We start from the raw sequence: 17809 nt of genomic DNA, 5'->3' as shown, positions 1-17809 counted from the left end.
GCCCTACTCGGATCTCAAAAACATCGTACAAGGCCGGGCGACTTATCCTATACGGTCAATCGTCTTATCGTACACAGTCGATCATTTTATCGTACACGGTCGATGGACTTATCATATACGGATGATTGACTCATGCTATTAGAATTTGCAATTGCTTTAGCAACTATGCTAGATGCTGTATAATAATCAAGAGATGCAACATAGCGGATGCATATTCTATAATTATTGGCTATATGACAAAGATGTGACCATCAGTTTTATTTAGCCTTAAATCCTCTGCAATTTGGAGGTGAAAATGGGTATTTCTTATTTAGACATTGTACAAATAAGCTCTTTGTCTTAACTAACACATCTTTATTTTTGAGACATAACCACACTTCTTCAATTTGTTTAATAAAATGGCGAGCAATAAATTACATAAATAACCTTTACGGAAAGGAGAAGAGCCTATTTTGACAAAATGTCAAAACAAGCTCCTCCTGATTTGAATCAAGATGATTTACACCGCACAGTACCATACCTAGTGAAAGAGTATAATTATACTCCAATAATTACCTTAGAACAGGCTTAAGGAGATAAAAATCTCACGAGGGCGCAGATGATAGTTGTATGAGTAGAAGTCCGCATTACTAAAAAGGGTGTAGGAGTAAGTGCGGCGATTCAAGATATTGTTTACCTCCAATTTCAGTTTTACCTTATCAATCTTATATTCCAAGGCCGCATTCATCATAAAGAAATCCTTGTAAACACGCTCGGCTATTTTATGATGGTTATAGGAAGCATCGGCTATCAATGCCAGATCGGAAAGCGGATATACTCTCATCTTGGCAGCATGAGAATTGTTGTTCAACGATGATTTTATACCCGCATAGCTGTAGCGCTGTAAAGCGTAACTGAAGTCGTAGCCAACGTCGATCCATTTGTAAGGATTGGTATTGAATGAAAAATCCACCGAGGGAGAATGTCCTGAGACAGGTACTCGCTCCGACTCCTTATAAGCATAACTCTTCGAGTAGATGTATTGTATACCTCCACCGATCTTGGTTTTTATATCAATTAATTGCTTACTTACTCCCACACGTGCTTTTATATTATCAGTATGCGACGAAAATGGCAGTATAGAGAGGAGTTGCTTTTGGGAGAGCAAAAAGGAGATGTTGGAGATCAGGTTAGACGAAAGCCGGCCATAGCTGCAATACATATTGATAAAAAATAAATCAAGCGGACGCTTGTAGTCGATATCGGCACGTGTGTAAAAGAATTTATTGAGACTCGTGATGCCTGAAGCTATGCGATCTGTTCTATAATTCACTCTTATGGGTGCTGTAAGATAATCCGTGATATCACCGATGTTTTCATTATATCGAGACTCGAACGAAAGTTTCAGATTAGAGATAATATCATAATTGATGCTTAATGTTGGATTGAATACGAAGCGGTTGACAAACCTGTCCTTGGCTCCCGGAACATCACGGAAACTATGCCTGTACAAGCCCAAAGGGGTACTGAGTGTGAGTACAAATTTGCGTCCCACCCCCGTGTAGGTATATGACGGATTAAGCATGGGGGATAGAGAATAGCCGTAAAGCTCATTGTGCATAGCGTACGGCAAGAGCGGATCTGTCATAGTCTCTACACGGTTGTAAAGGTAAGATACGGTAAGAGGCAATCGGATCATATGATGCCGGCCGATATTGAGATCCATACCAGCACTGAATCTTGTAGACAAGAACGAGTTTTGTGCCTGCTGTGTCATACGGTCTGCAGCCGGCAGATCACCTCCATAAGCTATATTGACCCGAGGTGTATAATTGTACTGTATATCCCAATTGAGACTTACACGCTTGTCGTTTATAGTCTTCAGGAGATTGAGCGAGTTGGTAACATCCAATATTTTAGTTGAGCGGGTCTGCGAGATAGCGTCGCTATTGTGCCACAAATCGAATTGGCCTTTCTCAAATTTCCCTTTCACCTTAAATTCGTCTAAGAGGTATATGAGACTATCGTTTCGGTGATAGCGCAGGGTGAGAGTAGGCTGATACAGAGCAGACATTGGCTTTGAGATCTCATAGACATCAATGTGGCGAGCAGGCGTGTAGTAGTGGCTATGCACATCGTAGGTATGCACTCCTTTGTTGTAGATATAGTCCACTTTGGCATCGGTATAGGCATCATTGGAGTGTTTGTATCTCGCATTGAGACTCACCATATGATCCGTAATAGCGGTATAGTCTTTTCTTTTGAGCGGAGGAGACGAGCCTGAGATCTCTCCCAATATCTCGGCAGCAGTACTGGCCCGAGGCTGAGGAAAAGACATGAAAAAAGTATTTCGGCTATCTTCAGCTCCGTTGTTGGAGAGCTTGATACTTCCTATAAATTGGTAGCGAGGGTTGAATCCCATAACTGAACCTACAGCTCTGTATAGCGGGTCCTTATCCTGATTGATGCCGACACCGACCTCTGATGATCCGAAAGGCTTGAAGAGGTACTTGTTTTTGAGTTTTATATTCAGTGCCACCTGATTGGAGAACACTTTACCCTGAAGTTGCTTGATAGGTTGATGGTTTTCCATAACCTCCACCTTGGACACCGCTTTTACAGGCATGCTCTTCGTGGCCACGGTATAGTTTTGGGAGATGATATCTGACCCTTCAATATAAAATTTGCTGATGTCTTTGCCTTGGTACTGTACGCTTCCGTTGTCATTGACTTGGATACCGGGTATCTTTTTGAGACCGTCTTCGAGAGACTTGTCGCCTTTGCCTATAAAAGAGGCAATGTTGTAGACCAGAGTATCTTTTTTCTGCGCAATGCGAGGTTGGCTCACAGTCACTTCTCGCAAAGCAATGGATTTGGGCGTCACACTGACCTTGATGAAGGTAGAGGGACTTTGAGGATGAATGGTCTTGCTTTGATAAGCCAAGTGACTGAATACGAGCTCATCCTTGTCATCGGTCTGTTTAGACTCAAGGACAAATGCGCCCTTACTATCAGACATCACAAAGGACTTGACTTTACCGGCATTCACCACTCTCACCATCATATTCTCCACAGGCTGTCCTGTAGAGGCATCAGATATTTTACCCAGCCATCTCACCTGGGCGTACACTGATTGTAGCCCGGGCAGAGATAACAAGATGAGTAATAAAGCCGTCCGAATTGTAGGTCTCATATATACCTGCTTGGAGGGGCTTTACTTGAGCTCGAGAGGTATGTAAGTGCCGTCGAAATTGCGAAGCGGAACACCGTTGATAATGAGTGTTTTCTCATCACCATTTTTCAAAACGGATATTTCTTTGATAGATTCTTGGGGGATATTGGACATGGGCGATTCCATGAATTTGTTCCTTGTAGCGATGAACTTGTCTCTTGATGTACCGGTAGCATCCCTCGCATCCCTGGAAACACACGGCACAGCGGTGTTACGGATGGAAATAGCTTCAAAAGTGTGTATGCCATCGGCATCGGTGGCTTTGAGTACAAGCCCGGGCAGTCCTATGAGCTTCCAAGGACCATAAGGCAGAGGGATATCCGGCGTGTACCATACAGTCCAGCGACGACCGGCGTAAGAGCCCACGGCTTTGGCACATTTATATCCACAAACGTCCATAGAGCCATCGACTGATTCCCACTTAACAATAGGCAACTCCTCACTATATTTACACAGATCCAGTCCTATGTAATCATACACCGTGAGCTTCTTGTCTTTGGCTATATTATAGATAACGGGAGTGAAGTAATGGGTATTTTTGAATTCTTTCTCCGAAAGAGTCTTGATCTCACCGGCCGGAGCCTTGCACACTTGGGCAGAATCCACGGCATATGCCGAATAATCGATAAATCGTGAATGGACGGGAGTCATTTGCAATACGCCAAAGTAATTGCCCTCTACCTTAGAGCCCGCTTTGTCTGTACTGCTGACTACGTATTTATAGATACATTCAGGATTTGTACCGCTGTTGCTTTGTGCATAGCTGTTAATTCCAAACATAACTCCCAGCAGGATTAAGCTCGTGAATCTCAAAATGTGTTTCATTGGACTTTATGAATTTTAATTTATTATAGAGAATAAAATAATTTCATGGATTTTATTATCAAAACGAGAATATATGACTTATATTGCATATATCATAAAATAAAGAATATAATGAGGAGCTACAGAGATCTTATAAGATGTAGTAATGAAAAATACGAGCTGCCACACCGATCAGTTGAACGGCAGGCAGCTCGTACCCAACGAGCAATGGAGACAATAACGGATGCTACATCCGTATGAGGATATTTACTTAGCCAGAGAGCGTATCATGATAAGCATCATCTTAAACGCTTTCACAGCATTGAGTGCATGCGGTTCGTTGGCAGGCATCACTATCATTTCACCGGCTTTAAGAATGAATGGCTCCCCGCCGATTATAATTTCGGCTTCGCCCTCTACAATCATTACTGTGGCATCGAAAGGAGCTGAATGTTCACTGATCTTCTGTCCCTCATCGATAGCAAAAAAAGTAATATTGCCGGTATTTGTATGAATCAGTTCTTTACTCACAATACCACCCTGAGCATAATCGATCAGAGATGCAGGAGTAAGAATCGTTTTTTTCTTCATTTCTTCCATTATGTTTCATTTTAGATAAAATAACTTACGGTAAGATCGACTCAATCGATCCCCACTAAATATAAATAATTAAGATGAAGGAACAACACCTCTATCTTATTTTAATTTACGAGCCACGATGCTTATGGCATTGATATGATCGGCATGACGGCGGAATGTCTTGCGCATCTGTATAACTCGTGCACGAGCCTTGGGATGAAACATCATTCTGATCACAATACCAAGAAATCTCCAGAAGCCTTCGTCCGCAATCATTCGGTCACGCTCAAGTAAATGCATCGCGTTTTGCCTGACTGCTACAATCTCGAACCCATGCTTCTCCAACAATGCACACCACTCCAAGCGCGTCAAAGGACGCACATTGACCCTGATGCTTTTCATCATATCCACTCGTACCTTATCTTTGATATCTTCGCTTATATCATCGGGGTAAAGTCCCACTTCATGAATACCGTACATACCTCCCGGACGTAACAATCGTGATGCTTCTCTGATGATACTTTCCTTTTGCGCATCACTTTGCATGGTGAGCATAGCCTCACCGTACACCCTGGACGCACAGCCATCGGCCAATCCTGTGGCTGCTGCATTGGCTATCACCACTTCAGCTTTCGCATAATGGATATTCTTACGCACAATATCCGCTGCTTCCTCATTGAGCTCTATCGCTGTATAGGAGTGTGGGCTGCGAGCTACTGCGAGAGATGCAGTATACCCCATGCCGGGAGCAAACTCTACAACATCATCTTGCGGGGTGATATTAAGGATATCCATCATCATATTTGTAAGCTCTCGACCACCCGGGCGAAGTACCCGCTTACCCAACTTGGCAAGTATCCAGTGGCCTTGATCCATATTCATTTTTTCTTCTTTCATAAGGCTTAATTTTAGTGAATGACCCCTTGTGCTCTACAAGCAGGGTCACATTTATAACCGCATCGACATCTATGAAAAGACTCTTCATGCCGATAACATAAAAGTAGCAGAACCACATCAGAGGCACAATCCCTAAAAACAATGATTTTACAGCTTTATAATAATAATTGATAAGTAGTTCCCTCAGCTATTCCTTTCCTTCAACATATCAGGTAGAATGTGGATATGAGTAATATATTACGTACCTACACGGCCCAAAATATCAGCGCCTCTAAACACACCTTTACCTAAGGATAGTCTGGAGACGCTGACTAATTTATTACGAGACAATGGCGTTGTCTCTTATTGTAAGAAGCCTGTGATGCTTGGCCTAATGGGAGATCTGCTTAATAGAAATGTCGCTGAGCCTACCCTTAGCAGAGCGTGTAGGATGCCCTACGGTTTGGGTAGGGAAAAACAATGTCTGCTGATAGTACATATGGGTCTTACGTCCGTGTTTATTGATCGATGACTCTATGGGCACAGCGCTCAATGTATCTACCGACCGGCCATCCACCCACAAGCATGTCTTGGCGGATGTACCCGTGATCTTATAGTGATGCCTGCGATTATCTACCTTATAATTGAACTTATAAGTATATCCGTCACGTGTAAAGCCGATGCACCCCGTACCCTCTATATTGACAAGAATTTCCGTGTATCTATTGCCAAACAGTACGGTACCGGGCCTGCTACCCTTGTCGAGCCATGAGAACTCCACTTCGTAATCAAAGCCTGCAGAGTTGTGAGGTGCATGCATGCTATATGTATTGTTGCCCGTGAGCGTATAGCTCTTGCCCTTGACCGACCGGTTGAATGCCTGCAACTCCTTGTCGGACCAACGACCCACCATATCCACTCCCGGAGCTTCGTGCAGGATGTCCATGCTGTGCCTGAAGGCATTGTAGTCTTTGCTCCTCTCTGTATGATCCACGCTCCACGTCTGCTCTGCCATGACTTTGATAGCAGGGTACACACGCCAGTGTACATCTTGGGCTGATATACCGTTGCCACAGTGATCATTCCACACGGCAAACATGGTACCCAGCAAGGCATGCTTTTCGCTGTCGGACAAAGTCTCTTTGCGATTCATCATCAGAGGAGTCCATTTGTCGTACAGCCACTTCGTGTCCAATGTATCACGGTAGTACCCCGTGGCCGGGACAATGTAGAGCCAAGTATCGCAGCTATTGAGTAGCTTGTACCCATCCTGCACTGAGAGGTGAGGATCTACCCAGTCATAAGACCAGGCGTTCATCACCACATCTTGGGCTTGTACGGGGGTCTTACCCTTGAGCCATCGCAGACCTCCCCACATACGTGCCGTTTTGCCCAGCGACTGTACAAATCGAAGGTAACGATCGGTAAAAGCACGGTACTTCTCCGATTCGCGTGCATCATACTCATCCGTACCGATGTGTACATCATCGTTGATAAAAACAGGATTGTCCCCACTGATATACTCGCGCAAGAGACTGTCGCAAAAGGTGTATACATGAGGATTGTCCAGATCAAGGTGATCCTCTCCGTATTTCTTACTCCCCAGCTCGGGGCGGTAGTGCGCAAAAGCAAGGCTATGAGCCGGAATATCAATCTCGGGAATCACATTGACTCCGTAGATACGCCCCATCTTTTGCAAGTCACGAAACTCTTGCTTGGTATAGTGCCCATCCTTTGCAGCCAGTCCAGGGAAGTAATCGCTCTGCAATCTGAAAGCTGAATAGGTTTTATTCCAGTCATTGCCGAAATATTCGGGAAAACCGTTGTCATTGAGGTGCACCTGCAACTCATTCATCTTGTAGTACGACAATTGCTTGATGTAATCACGTAAATCCTCTATAGTGAAAAATTTTCTCGCCACATCTATCATAAATCCCCTATTGGGATAAGACGGGCTATCCTCTATCGCACCCTGTGGCAGGCCATAGCCATACTGTGCCATCATCTGCAACAGTGTGCGGGTAGCCCACACAAGTCCACGGTAATCATGACCGCTAAGGAGTATGTTTTTGGATGTAATGCGTATGCGGTAAGCCTCGGGCTTAGGGATGTCGGCATCGATATTGAGGAAGATACCGGGAGTGCCCGTATGCTTCCCGCCCGTACCGACCGCACCTCGTAGTTTAGAGGTCAATTTGAGGTCACGGGCGATCTCCTCATGGAATACATGAGCCAGCTCACGTATGGAGTCATTGCCCTGCGCATAACTCACATCGAGATGTTTGATACCATAATATCCTTGTGAAGGCTCCCACTTATCTACCGAGGGGATTACTTTCAAAGAATCTGTACCCCCCTTGTGACTAAGCGTAGAGGAAGCAGATATGGGTGTTGCAAAGGCTTTCCCCTCAAAAAGAGAGAATAGGAAGAAGAGTATCACCCCCATAGAAAGGTGTTTCAAAAGCGTATTAATACAGTTCATAAGTATCGAATTAGGGAATAGAGTATCTTTTACTGTATAAAGATAATTATTAAATCATTGTTGCCTGACAAAACAAGGATTTGTATCCGCAACCGGATCTCGGCATCGTGTTTTTACTCAAGGCATAAGCCGGATGAACGCACTTTTCACACAGCATCTTCTTCGCTGATATGCGAGATGGTGGATATGCGCCATCATGCTTTACAATACCGCATGGGGGAGCATACATAGCAGCCTATGAAAAGCCGTTTACACGGCATCTATCCATTCCAGACAAGGGAGCTGTACTCCATGGCAATTATAAAACAGTCTGATCTATAACATGGCACGCGACAGCGTATCCCACAAGACATCACCGGGCGTATTGCAAACAAGGTGAATATCCTGCCCTGATACCGGATGTACAAACTGTATCTCATGCGAGAGCAGACTGATACTACCGTCATGGTTACTGCGAGGATAGCCATACTTCAAGTCACCCTTGATAGGGCAACCTATCGAGGCGAGCTGACACCTGATCTGATGATGTCTTCCCGTGTGCAATTCCACTTCGATGAGGTGATAACGCTCGGACGATGCCAATAGGCGATAAGTAAGCCGCGCTTCCTTGGCCTCTTTGTCTTTGGAGGTGGAGGGGTAACTTTTGTTTTGTTTGGTATTCCTTTTCAAATAAGATACTATGGTATCTTGCTGTTTGGAGGGCTTTTGTGCTACAATGGCCCAATACTTTTTTTGCACTTCGCCTTTTTTGAACATCTCATTCATGCGGGTGAGAGCCTTGCTTGTCTTGGCAAATATAACGATGCCACCTACCGGCCTATCTAACCGATGCACCACGCCCAGGAATACATTACCGGGCTTGTCATACTTCGCTTTGAGCCATTGCTTCAGAGTATCAGCCAGGGGTTCGTCGCCGGTTTTATCACCTTGGACTATCTCTCCCGGGCGTTTGTTTACAATGAGCAGATGATTATCTTCGTATATAACAATGGGTTCTTGGGGCATAAACTTGAGTATTTTGTGTGACAAAGTTAATGAATTATTGTAGCCCGTAAAGGATAATAAGAGTGTAGAGGTATTAGTTTGGGTAGTGCTCTTAGGCAGATAATAGTAAAGGAGGGCTATGCGATAGGATCAGTCTGCATACCCCGAGGAGGGAGTGTACAAAGGTTAAAAAATCTAAAACGCCCCTTGTCAACTATCATTTTGTCAATTTGGGGAGTGATAGTACAATCTCTCATTTTGTATCTTGTATCATGCATGCTGTGGGCTTGACAAAGGGAGGCTGATGTTGTATCTTTGTAGAAAAAGAGTTGATGCATTTACTTATGATACCCTATAGTCCTATGTCAGCACAAATAAGCCACCCCGTACTTACCCCCACAGCTCATTATTCCAAGGTAATGCGTCAAGTCCCGTGCATCTACACCTTACAGACATGCACGCAAGAGCTTGCCTCCCGGCATACTCCCCCCTTGCAAGTGTAATATAATACATCCCAATCAACGACTAATACCCTAACCTTGAGCACCTACCCGGCTACGCTAAGCCATATCTATTACCCCTCACACATGCTGCACAGCCGAACGATTCTACACAGAGTATCTTTTTTGCTCCACTGATCATATATTTTGAGACTGTTGCAAAAGTCAACAGTCTCATGGATTTTGGAGGCAAAGCCGACAAAAGACACTTTGACCGGGCAGAGAGGGTAAAGTGCAAGGCGCTAAGAGTGAGTGCACAGGGAGTTTACCTCAGGTAAATGACCTAGCGCGAATCTCGCAAGCAACGAAGCAATTGGCCTGCTATGCAACGGTCTCATTTTATCATACAAGGACGATCGACTTATCCTATAAGGACAATTGACTTATAGTACACGGACGTTAGACTCATGTACACGGACGATTGACCTATCATACAAGGTTGTCCGACCTATCATATAAGAATCTCAGCACCTGCCATGGTTAAGGATGAGCTAGAGTAATGGATGAAAAAACACAATATAATAGGGACAGATTTTATCATTATTCATTAATTTACCATCAAAGCCATCCCTCTTTTATTTAGCCTCTTTTAAAACCCATTTTAGCCTCCATAAAAGCGATTTCTTATTTAGACTGTGTACAAATAAGCACAGTTTTATAACTATGACAGAGGTATTTTGTGTGCTGACATGCTTTTTCTGAAATTATTTAGAATACTGATTCATTACTTATTGGGTATGACAAACAGATCGGGTTAGCGGGAGACATTTTTGACATTTTGTCAAATAATTGCTCTTGAAGCCTCTCCGTAATAAATGACCACGTAGCGATGATCATGCTACTATATGGGTATGTTATAGAAAACAAAAAAGACTGTATCCTGAGCCGCTCATAGTCGAGTCACGATACAGTCTTCATAAAAAAGAGAGCTTATCTCTGCGACCTATATCTGGTCAAGATCCGTAAGTATGCACACTCACACCCTGAGCCGAAGGCAGATAATTGACCCCATACCAACACATCTGTAAGAAAAGGAAGCTGGTAAGGAGCAAGATAAGGGAATGAGCAAAAGCCCGTGGGCGGTATAGCCTGTGATGCACATAGAGCAAGTAGCTCATCAGTGTAATAGCGGCCCAAGTTTCCTTGGGATCCCAGCCCCAATAGGTGCCCCATGCTTGCTTGGCCCAGACTGCCCCCAACAACAAACCGATCATGAGGAAGGCAAGCCCCGTGTAGACAAGATTGTCGGTAACGCCAATGAGCTTGCCGGCATCGAACCGAGGGTCACGGCGCATCCTGTAAATAATGTACAAGCCTGTAAGGAGTGCTGCTCCCAGCAGAGCATAAGAGAAAATATAGGAGATAACGTGAGGGACGAAAAAGGGGCTCTCCAAAGCGGGCATCATGCTTTTATTGTGGATCTCAGGCTTAGCTAGATTGATGATCATAAACACAGAAGCCATAACAGCAGAAAAGGATAATATCCACTTATAGTGCCAGCGTATATACACTATAACACCTGCAATGATGACAAAGAACGAATACCAAAGCCGTGTCTCGCCCATAGTGCGCAGAGGCGGACGCTGCAAAGAATGCCACATGCCTCCGATAAACACACTGAGCACTGCTATGGCAAGCAAACTAAAAACAAGTGCCCATGCACGCTTGTCCCTGAATGCCATGAATGCAGCCACAGCCAGCAATAGCATGGCGGGGATGGCAAAGTATATAAAACTCGTCCAATCAAGGAGAGGTAATAAATCTATCATGATTGATGCTCCTTTCTTTTAGGATGATAAGTATTTTGTGGCAAAGGCCCCAAGAAAAGGAATACAGCACCGGCAAAGAGTAAACCGAATCCTATATACACACCGTACAGCCATGGGTCACGAACTAACTCGAACTCGGACATATTGCTCCATCGTCCTTTTTCCCGGTCGTAGTTGAGCTGATAGATATACCAGCCTTTGTAGCGAAGCGGCGAATTGACCTGAATGTTTTTCTTATCAATATCTCCGTTCTGCGCATACAATACTACATCGGAGCTATACTGCTTGGGCTCGGGCTCTGCCATGACGAGGGACAAGCTGTCGGTGAGTTTGAGGCTTCTGTAAGGAAAGATATAACTCCCCGCTGACACCCAACCTGAGGTCTTGTGAGCAGGATTGTTGAGCGGGTAAACCATGACCTTGGCTGAGTGTGCAGCCCCTTCTGTCCGGAACTCCTTGAACACCACAGAGTCCTTGGTAACCATGGCGGCAGAGTAAGGCATATGCTCGGTAACCTCGATGTGCCACCCGTCTATATTGCCGGAAGCCGGGAGGTGATCGATAGAGAGGTGCTCTGCTCTCTGTAAGGGAAGGGCCTTGCCCGACTTATTCTCGATGATCATGAGCTTAGGAGGGTATTCTTCCAGTAAAAACTCCTTGAGTTCGATAGCTACGGGTAATTCCACCATCTTATTGGAGGTCTCTTCTATGCCACGCCACTCAGGGTACTCGGCATCGGTATATACCTGCATACGATAGCGTTGCATATCAGCTGCTGCAAGCAGACCGAAAAATAGTGCGGCAAAAAGCCCCAAATGGTTGAGAAGGAAAGCGAAGTCTCTAATACCTTTTTGCAACCGACGTACTCTGCGAGCAATCACATTACCCAAAATAAAAAGGAGGTATAGATAGAGCAGCAGGAAGTACCAGGTAGTAAGGATGGTACTGAGTCCAAGTCGATGAAAAGGATGTTGCATCACAGCTCCCATACCTGTAGGAATCTGCTTGGTGAGCCCCATAACGAGCATGACCACAATGATACCGCCAATGGAAGTGAGCGTAGCAGCTTGGCCACCGAAGAATCTCAAATGAGGGAATCTGAGACGATGTTCAGCGGTGGATCCCGGGTTCCGAGGGTCCTTGACCCTGAGGTGGGCAAAGATATCTGTAAGCACTACAAGAAAGAGAAGCATAAACCCGCCAATGAGATTGAAGGGGTATGCAAATGCTGTAGTGGGGACGGGGCCGGTAAGGAGCTATAGCAATATGCCCACCAGTGCAAGACCTATTACTACAAATATACCTTCCCTGTATCCCCAATTGTTTTTCCACATAGAATACTTAGTTCTGATTATTGTAAACAGTTTGAGACCGTTGCATAGCAGGCAAATTGCTTCGTTGCTTGCGAGATTCGCGCTTGGTCATTTACCTGAAGTAAACTCCCTGTGCACTCACTCTTAGCGCCTTGCACTTTACCCTCTCTGCCCGGTCAAAGTGTCTTTTGTCGGCTTTGCCTCCAAAATCCATGAGACTGTTGACTTTTGCAACAGTCTCAGTTTGCAACGGCACAAGGGCTACTGCAAAAGAGAAACAACATCTCCGTAGAAAAATGCATGCGCTTACTTCGCCGGGAGATGTTGTTAAGAATAATATTATAATATTGACAAAAGCACAGTATTGTTACTTAGCAGCCATGAGGGTTCCTTTCTTCTTGGCTTCTTCTACCCACTTGGGCACAACAGTCTTCATAAATTTTTCTTTCTTTTCATGAAGTTTCTGCATGTCAAGGCCGATATACTTCTGAGCCTTGTCTTTGGTAGAGATGTCAGGGATAGGTACATCTTGGGTATAACCATGGCGAGCCAATATCTTGGCTATCTCGAGTCTTGCCTGCATAGCACGTTCAAGACCGTCTCCCATAATACGACTCACTTCTTGCGGAGCATGGAATGAGGCTCCGTGCGAAGCTACTGCGTAGTCCCAGCGCCATTGCGACTGGCGGATATATTTGAGCACAGGCTTCATCTCAGCTTCACCGGCACCCTTGTCCCATGCAAATTTAGCTTCGATATGGGCTTTGGCAAGTTCATTCTCCAGCTTATTACGGATCTCATTGGCCTTGTGCTGTCTGTCATATACATTCTGACGAAGTGTCTCTTCGCTTTCTCTATGGCAGGTCTGACAAGTGCGATCGATATTGGCGAGTGGACTCATGATGTGGTGATCACTGAATTTCACACCGCCTTGATTCATATAAGGCATGTGGCAGTCGGCACATGACACACCACGCTGGGCATGGATGCCTTGCTGGGCAATCTCAAAATCGGGATGCTGAGCTTTGAGAATAGGAGTCTTACTCAAAGCATGAATATAATCATAGTAATCGGACTCATCATAATATTTCTCGGCATCTTCCATAGTCATACCTTTGTCCCAGGGGAAAGTCAGGTATTTGCCATCACCTTTGAAATAATATTCTACGTGACACTGAGCACAAACCAAAGAGCGCATCTCCTGATGAGTAGCTTTGGTGATGTCAATACCGCGACGCTGGAAAGCCTCGATAAGAGCGGGACGAGAGATGTGCAGATCCATGGTTTCGGGATCATGACAGTCAGCGCAGCCGATGGGATTAACGATCTCGCTACCCAGTGCACTCCACTTGTTCTTATAGAATTCATCGACTCCCAATGCTTGCATCATACGAGGTACGTCGGGGCTCTTACATGTCCAGCAAGTAGCAGGTTGCATATCTTTGTCTCCATCGATGCCCGGGTTACCCACACGGAGCGTTTGCCTCATATCTTCGATAGCGTGCATGTGACCTCGCGGTGTGCTGTAGTCACGAGAAAAGGCATATCCTGCCCAAAGCACTACCATATTGGGCCTCATGGCCAATACATCCTTGGCGCTACTGCCATTGAACTCTGATTGGAAAGTAGTATCGGCAGTCTGTGTCCATGTCTCATACTCTCTGGGGTAATTACTTTTATAAACTTCGTTTCTTGCCTCCAGTGGTTTGATGTTGACTTTCTTATTCGCAAATACACTTTGTATCTCGGCACGGCGTTCCGTTACGGATGCCGCCAGTAAACCGAGGCAGAAGACTACAACCATCGACACACCGAATAGGAGCCAGCCTTGCCATGTTTTAAGTGATTTCTTTTCGTTCATAATATACGTCTTGTTTATATTGATTTTGATTTTTTCTCTTCCATGTGTTTCTTTAACCAGTCGGGAACCGGTGATTTGGGGTAAGGTACAAGATTAGAGGGTGTAGAGGATAAGCTGTTCTTTCCTCCGTGTGGGACATCCCTATGGCAGTCCCAGCAGGCCATCTCATTGCCTTTTTCAATGTCGGCCTTGCAAAGCCTTCCGGTTTTTACAAACTCCTGATTGAGCTGTGAGTGACATCGTACACAGTTGTCATAGATTACTGCCTGACTTTCAGGAATGGCCTGCAAAGCTTGTGGCTCTGATCGCATGGTAAATACATAGGCATGCCTGAGGCCGTCTTTTGCTTTGAAGAAGTATTTATTCAGTACATTATTATGAGGGACATGACAGTCGTTACAAGTAGCACGCTCAGCATGTGAGCTATGCTGCCATGTAGCATAGTAAGGACCCATAATATGACAGTTGATACATACTTCCGGCTTATCACTCAGATAACTGTACGCCTTGGACATATATACAAGATAAGTACTCAACCCCGCTATCACACCCAAGATAGTCACAGCGAATATCTTGTGTTTGAGCGACGGCAGCATCTTGTTTATAAATCTATGCCATGTGGATTTAATCTTAGTCATAGAGGCTCGTTAATAAATTAAAAACGCAATATTTAATAGGTAAATAAATCAAAAATCAAGGTTATTACAGCAAAAAAATACTTTCACGCATCGTATGGCACAAGCTTGCGCTATACCATGAATTTAGACCTCACTACAAAATATAAGAGTTAAAATAGAGTAAGAGGATAACCGTTATGCGACAAAAATAGAAGAAATATTTCTACTATGAAAAGTATTTATCACTAAAATTGTTAGAGATGTTATATAACATATACGACATTTAAGACCTAATACTATAAGATATAGATAGTTTTCGGCCTTTTATTATTGTTTTAATAAAGAGATATTTTTTTAAATATTTCAAGTCAGCATTGCTGTCTCGTAAAAAAATAAGAGAAATGTATACATCGTTTTGTATAATCCAAAAAGTGTAGTATATTTGCATCACGATTGACAAACGAGGGTTTCAATATCGTAAAAATGATCCAATCGGTGTGGTAGTTCAGCTGGTTAGAATACCTGCCTGTCACGCAGGGGGTCGCGGGTTCGAGTCCCGTCCATACCGCAGCTAAGAGTGTAAATCAAGCAATCATGCTATTTACACTCTTTTTTATTTAGCATGGTCTCCATATGGCTACATGATTTATTCATGATCAGCACCAGTATCCTTTTATATTCATTGAAGCATAAACCAGCCAATGAGATCATCCTCTTCGAGTTTGTTTAAGGGAAGGGATTATCAACTTCTCTGTAATCATACCCAAGCAATACACCCTTACATTTTAGGATATCTATAGTTTAAGATATAAGCAAATACTCTATATTTGTGAATATCAAGGCTACATTGTTTATCGACGGTTTTACCCAACAATGCTCTTGCTCCGTATACAACCGGGGTACTGTGATCATGATCGGTCATATACTCGAAATACTACGGTAGTCGCAATACTTAGATCAAAAACATGGATTTAGAGACAATAGCAAACAATCGGAGACAATACGCCTTTAAAGACCGTGCATCAGAATACAAAGCAATAAAGACTCCAATATCTATACCCGGGCATCTACTTAATCCCTGAAGTATGAAAACAAACATCCTACAAAAATATATCCGTATGCTCCTATCCTGCCTTACGTTCTTTATTGTATGCAACGCAGAGGCACAAGACATTCCCTTTGTTCCACCCTCTTATAACTACACGACCAATCACTACGATGGCGGGAATCAAAACTGGGCTGTAGCCCAAGGCAAGGACGGCATTATGTATATAGGCAATAATAACGGCCTACTCACTTTCGACGGAACCAACTGGCAACTATATGAGCTCCCCAACAAGCTTTCGGTAAAGTCTATCTAGTCGTCCCTTAAAAAGCACATTTCAGCGCAATCCTCTCCATTGGGAGTGTTTCGCTGATTTTGTTTATTAGGTACAAAAGAAGCTTCATGGCTCTTTTGAAGTTATATGCCGCTGCAGCTAACATTACATTGATAGCATCCCCGAAGAGCCCTTTGTAAAAGTTACGTCCCAAGCGATAATCTGATTTTAAATGTCCGATAGTTGGTTCTATTCCTGCACGCTTGCAGAAAAGTCGATGCTTCTTTTTACGTTGATAATAACTGTCTTTAGCTTTTGGAGTGTCAGGAATCAATATCTGCGTACCGTTTATTTCTTTTTTTCCACGGTAACCTCTATCTCCGGCCAGTTTCTTAATCCTTTCTCCCGTGAGTCTCTTCACCTGATCGAGGCTTTGCTCTATGGTATGTCCGTCGTACTCATTACGGAAAGAAGAGGCTCCCAAAATCACTCCCGTCATGGAGCGTATAATCGAGACTTTGTTTCCAAACTCATATTTTTTGTGCTCCTTACCTTTACTGATGCATTGAACATCCGGTTCATGAAGAGAATAAATCTTTTGAGTGGAATTACGCCGTTGCGAAAGAATCCTTTCAAAGAGGGAAATGAGTTTGTCGTACTCCCTGTTACTACCTAGGTTTCGTTTAAGTTCCCGAACCAAACGTCCCGCTATTGTTCGTAACCGTTTATCCGCTTTAAGAGCTTTCTTACGGTTCTTGGGATGGTTGCGAAAACGTTGATCCCGATAAATTCTTTTCAATACGAAAGTATAGCTTTGACGAATGGGTAGATTGAGAGCCCTTGCGATTTTGAGAACCTTGCCTACTATCTTCTTATGCAACTTGGCATCTGTAGGATAGGTCACATTCTTTTCCTGCACGGTGGAGTCTATAAAAGCGGTATCGTGGTGATCCTTATCATTTTTGTCATCATTCACACGAATACTTTCTGCAAGAATAAGCTCTATCCCTCTTTCGCCGATACGTTTGCGGAAGTGAACCAGTTCCGAGGCATTGCAGGGAAAGGAAGGAGTAAACTCCTGCATGCCACAAAAATATTGAAAATAAGCGTTCTCACTCCATTGTTCTACAACAGATTCATCTGAAATATTGCGCAAATGCTTGAGAATTAAAAGACCACACATTAAACGAATAGGCTTACCGGGACGACCATTGTCAGGGCAATACAAGGAAGAAAAAGCCTCTTCGAACCTTTTCCAATCGATTTTATGGGAAAGTTTATACAGAGGATGTTGCTGGTTGAGCAAATCGTCCAGCGAAGAGAACAGAGATTGAACTGTTTGAGTAGGGCGTATCATAAAAAAATCTGCAAGTTTCTATATCCAAAGATACAAAAACTTGCAGATTTATCAAAGAATAGAAGAGTGCAATTTGCTGTATATCAGAAAATAAACACGATTTTAAGGGGCGACTATCTATATCGACCAAGCAAAGA

General features: G+C 43.9%; 12 protein-coding genes and 1 tRNA gene. 2 read left to right on the top strand and 11 right to left on the bottom strand.

The window, feature by feature from the left end:
* Positions 1–556: 556 nt before the first annotated feature.
* The 10 genes from VYJ22_RS03580 to nrfH form a co-directional block, all read right to left on the bottom strand.
* Positions 557–3172, bottom strand: coding sequence for a peptidase associated domain and porin domain-containing protein (locus VYJ22_RS03580; protein ID WP_329905095.1), 2616 nt, complete (start codon positions 3170–3172; stop codon positions 557–559).
* Positions 3173–3193: 21 nt separating this feature from the next.
* Entirely contained in the window at positions 3194–4036 is an 843-nt protein-coding gene (locus VYJ22_RS03575; protein WP_329905094.1) for a GLPGLI family protein, read from the bottom strand.
* 246 nt (positions 4037–4282) lie between these two features.
* The gene (locus VYJ22_RS03570) at positions 4283–4615 is read right to left on the bottom strand and encodes a cupin domain-containing protein (protein ID WP_407989293.1); all 333 of its coding nucleotides are present in this window, start codon (positions 4613–4615) and stop codon (positions 4283–4285) included.
* A gap of 96 nt (positions 4616–4711) precedes the next feature.
* Positions 4712–5491, bottom strand: a complete 780-nt coding sequence (locus VYJ22_RS03565; RefSeq protein ID WP_329905093.1) for a class I SAM-dependent methyltransferase — start codon at positions 5489–5491, stop codon at positions 4712–4714.
* A gap of 370 nt (positions 5492–5861) precedes the next feature.
* The gene (locus tag VYJ22_RS03560) at positions 5862–7952 is read right to left on the bottom strand and encodes a beta-N-acetylhexosaminidase (protein WP_329905092.1); all 2091 of its coding nucleotides are present in this window, start codon (positions 7950–7952) and stop codon (positions 5862–5864) included.
* Between the two features lie 315 nt (positions 7953–8267).
* Positions 8268–8957, bottom strand: a complete 690-nt coding sequence (locus VYJ22_RS03555; RefSeq protein WP_329905091.1) for an RluA family pseudouridine synthase — start codon at positions 8955–8957, stop codon at positions 8268–8270.
* A 1432-nt stretch (positions 8958–10389) separates the two neighbouring features.
* Positions 10390–11205, bottom strand: coding sequence for a cytochrome c biogenesis protein (locus VYJ22_RS03550; RefSeq protein ID WP_329905090.1), 816 nt, complete (start codon positions 11203–11205; stop codon positions 10390–10392).
* The gene (locus VYJ22_RS03545) at positions 11202–12398 is read right to left on the bottom strand and encodes a cytochrome c biogenesis protein ResB (protein ID WP_329905089.1); all 1197 of its coding nucleotides are present in this window, start codon (positions 12396–12398) and stop codon (positions 11202–11204) included. The genes VYJ22_RS03550 and VYJ22_RS03545 overlap by 4 nt, the downstream gene beginning before the upstream one ends.
* Before the next feature lie 487 nt (positions 12399–12885).
* Positions 12886–14379 (bottom strand): ammonia-forming cytochrome c nitrite reductase, encoded by a 1494-nt coding sequence (nrfA, locus tag VYJ22_RS03540; RefSeq protein ID WP_329905088.1) that lies wholly within the window; start codon positions 14377–14379, stop codon positions 12886–12888.
* 14 nt (positions 14380–14393) lie between these two features.
* On the bottom strand, positions 14394–15017 hold the full coding sequence (nrfH, locus tag VYJ22_RS03535; RefSeq protein WP_407989289.1) for a cytochrome c nitrite reductase small subunit: 624 nt from the start codon (positions 15015–15017) through the stop codon (positions 14394–14396).
* 473 nt (positions 15018–15490) lie between these two features.
* Here nrfH and VYJ22_RS03530 point away from each other — a divergent pair.
* Together VYJ22_RS03530 and VYJ22_RS03525 are read left to right on the top strand one after the other, a co-directional pair.
* Positions 15491–15564, top strand: a tRNA-Asp gene (locus tag VYJ22_RS03530).
* A gap of 517 nt (positions 15565–16081) precedes the next feature.
* Positions 16082–16357, top strand: coding sequence for a hypothetical protein (locus VYJ22_RS03525; protein WP_329905087.1), 276 nt, complete (start codon positions 16082–16084; stop codon positions 16355–16357).
* Between the two features lie 7 nt (positions 16358–16364).
* Here VYJ22_RS03525 and VYJ22_RS03520 read toward each other — a convergent pair whose 3' ends face one another.
* Entirely contained in the window at positions 16365–17672 is a 1308-nt protein-coding gene (locus VYJ22_RS03520) for an IS5 family transposase (protein ID WP_329903374.1), read from the bottom strand.
* Positions 17673–17809 lie beyond the last annotated feature (137 nt).

Origin of the sequence: Porphyromonas pogonae, from assembly GCF_036320655.1 — a bacterium.
Taxonomy (GTDB): domain Bacteria; phylum Bacteroidota; class Bacteroidia; order Bacteroidales; family Porphyromonadaceae; genus Porphyromonas; species Porphyromonas pogonae.
This window is presented reverse-complemented; position numbering and strand designations above follow the sequence as displayed.

What these genes read in the sequence shown, in the direction of transcription:
- VYJ22_RS03580 (WP_329905095.1), bottom strand. Translation starts at nt 3,172, where the DNA reads ATGAGACCTACAATTCGGACGGCTTTATTACTCATCTTGTTATCTCTG.
- VYJ22_RS03575 (WP_329905094.1), bottom strand. Translation starts at nt 4,036, where the DNA reads ATGAAACACATTTTGAGATTCACGAGCTTAATCCTGCTGGGAGTTATG.
- VYJ22_RS03570 (WP_407989293.1), bottom strand. Translation starts at nt 4,615, where the DNA reads ATGGAAGAAATGAAGAAAAAAACGATTCTTACTCCTGCATCTCTGATC.
- VYJ22_RS03565 (WP_329905093.1), bottom strand. Translation starts at nt 5,491, where the DNA reads ATGAAAGAAGAAAAAATGAATATGGATCAAGGCCACTGGATACTTGCC.
- VYJ22_RS03560 (WP_329905092.1), bottom strand. Translation starts at nt 7,952, where the DNA reads ATGAACTGTATTAATACGCTTTTGAAACACCTTTCTATGGGGGTGATA.
- VYJ22_RS03555 (WP_329905091.1), bottom strand. Translation starts at nt 8,957, where the DNA reads ATGCCCCAAGAACCCATTGTTATATACGAAGATAATCATCTGCTCATT.
- VYJ22_RS03550 (WP_329905090.1), bottom strand. Translation starts at nt 11,205, where the DNA reads ATGATAGATTTATTACCTCTCCTTGATTGGACGAGTTTTATATACTTT.
- VYJ22_RS03545 (WP_329905089.1), bottom strand. Translation starts at nt 12,398, where the DNA reads ATGCTTCTCTTTCTTGTAGTGCTTACAGATATCTTTGCCCACCTCAGG.
- nrfA (WP_329905088.1), bottom strand. Translation starts at nt 14,379, where the DNA reads ATGAACGAAAAGAAATCACTTAAAACATGGCAAGGCTGGCTCCTATTC.
- nrfH (WP_407989289.1), bottom strand. Translation starts at nt 15,017, where the DNA reads ATGACTAAGATTAAATCCACATGGCATAGATTTATAAACAAGATGCTG.
- VYJ22_RS03525 (WP_329905087.1), top strand. Translation starts at nt 16,082, where the DNA reads ATGAAAACAAACATCCTACAAAAATATATCCGTATGCTCCTATCCTGC.
- VYJ22_RS03520 (WP_329903374.1), bottom strand. Translation starts at nt 17,672, where the DNA reads ATGATACGCCCTACTCAAACAGTTCAATCTCTGTTCTCTTCGCTGGAC.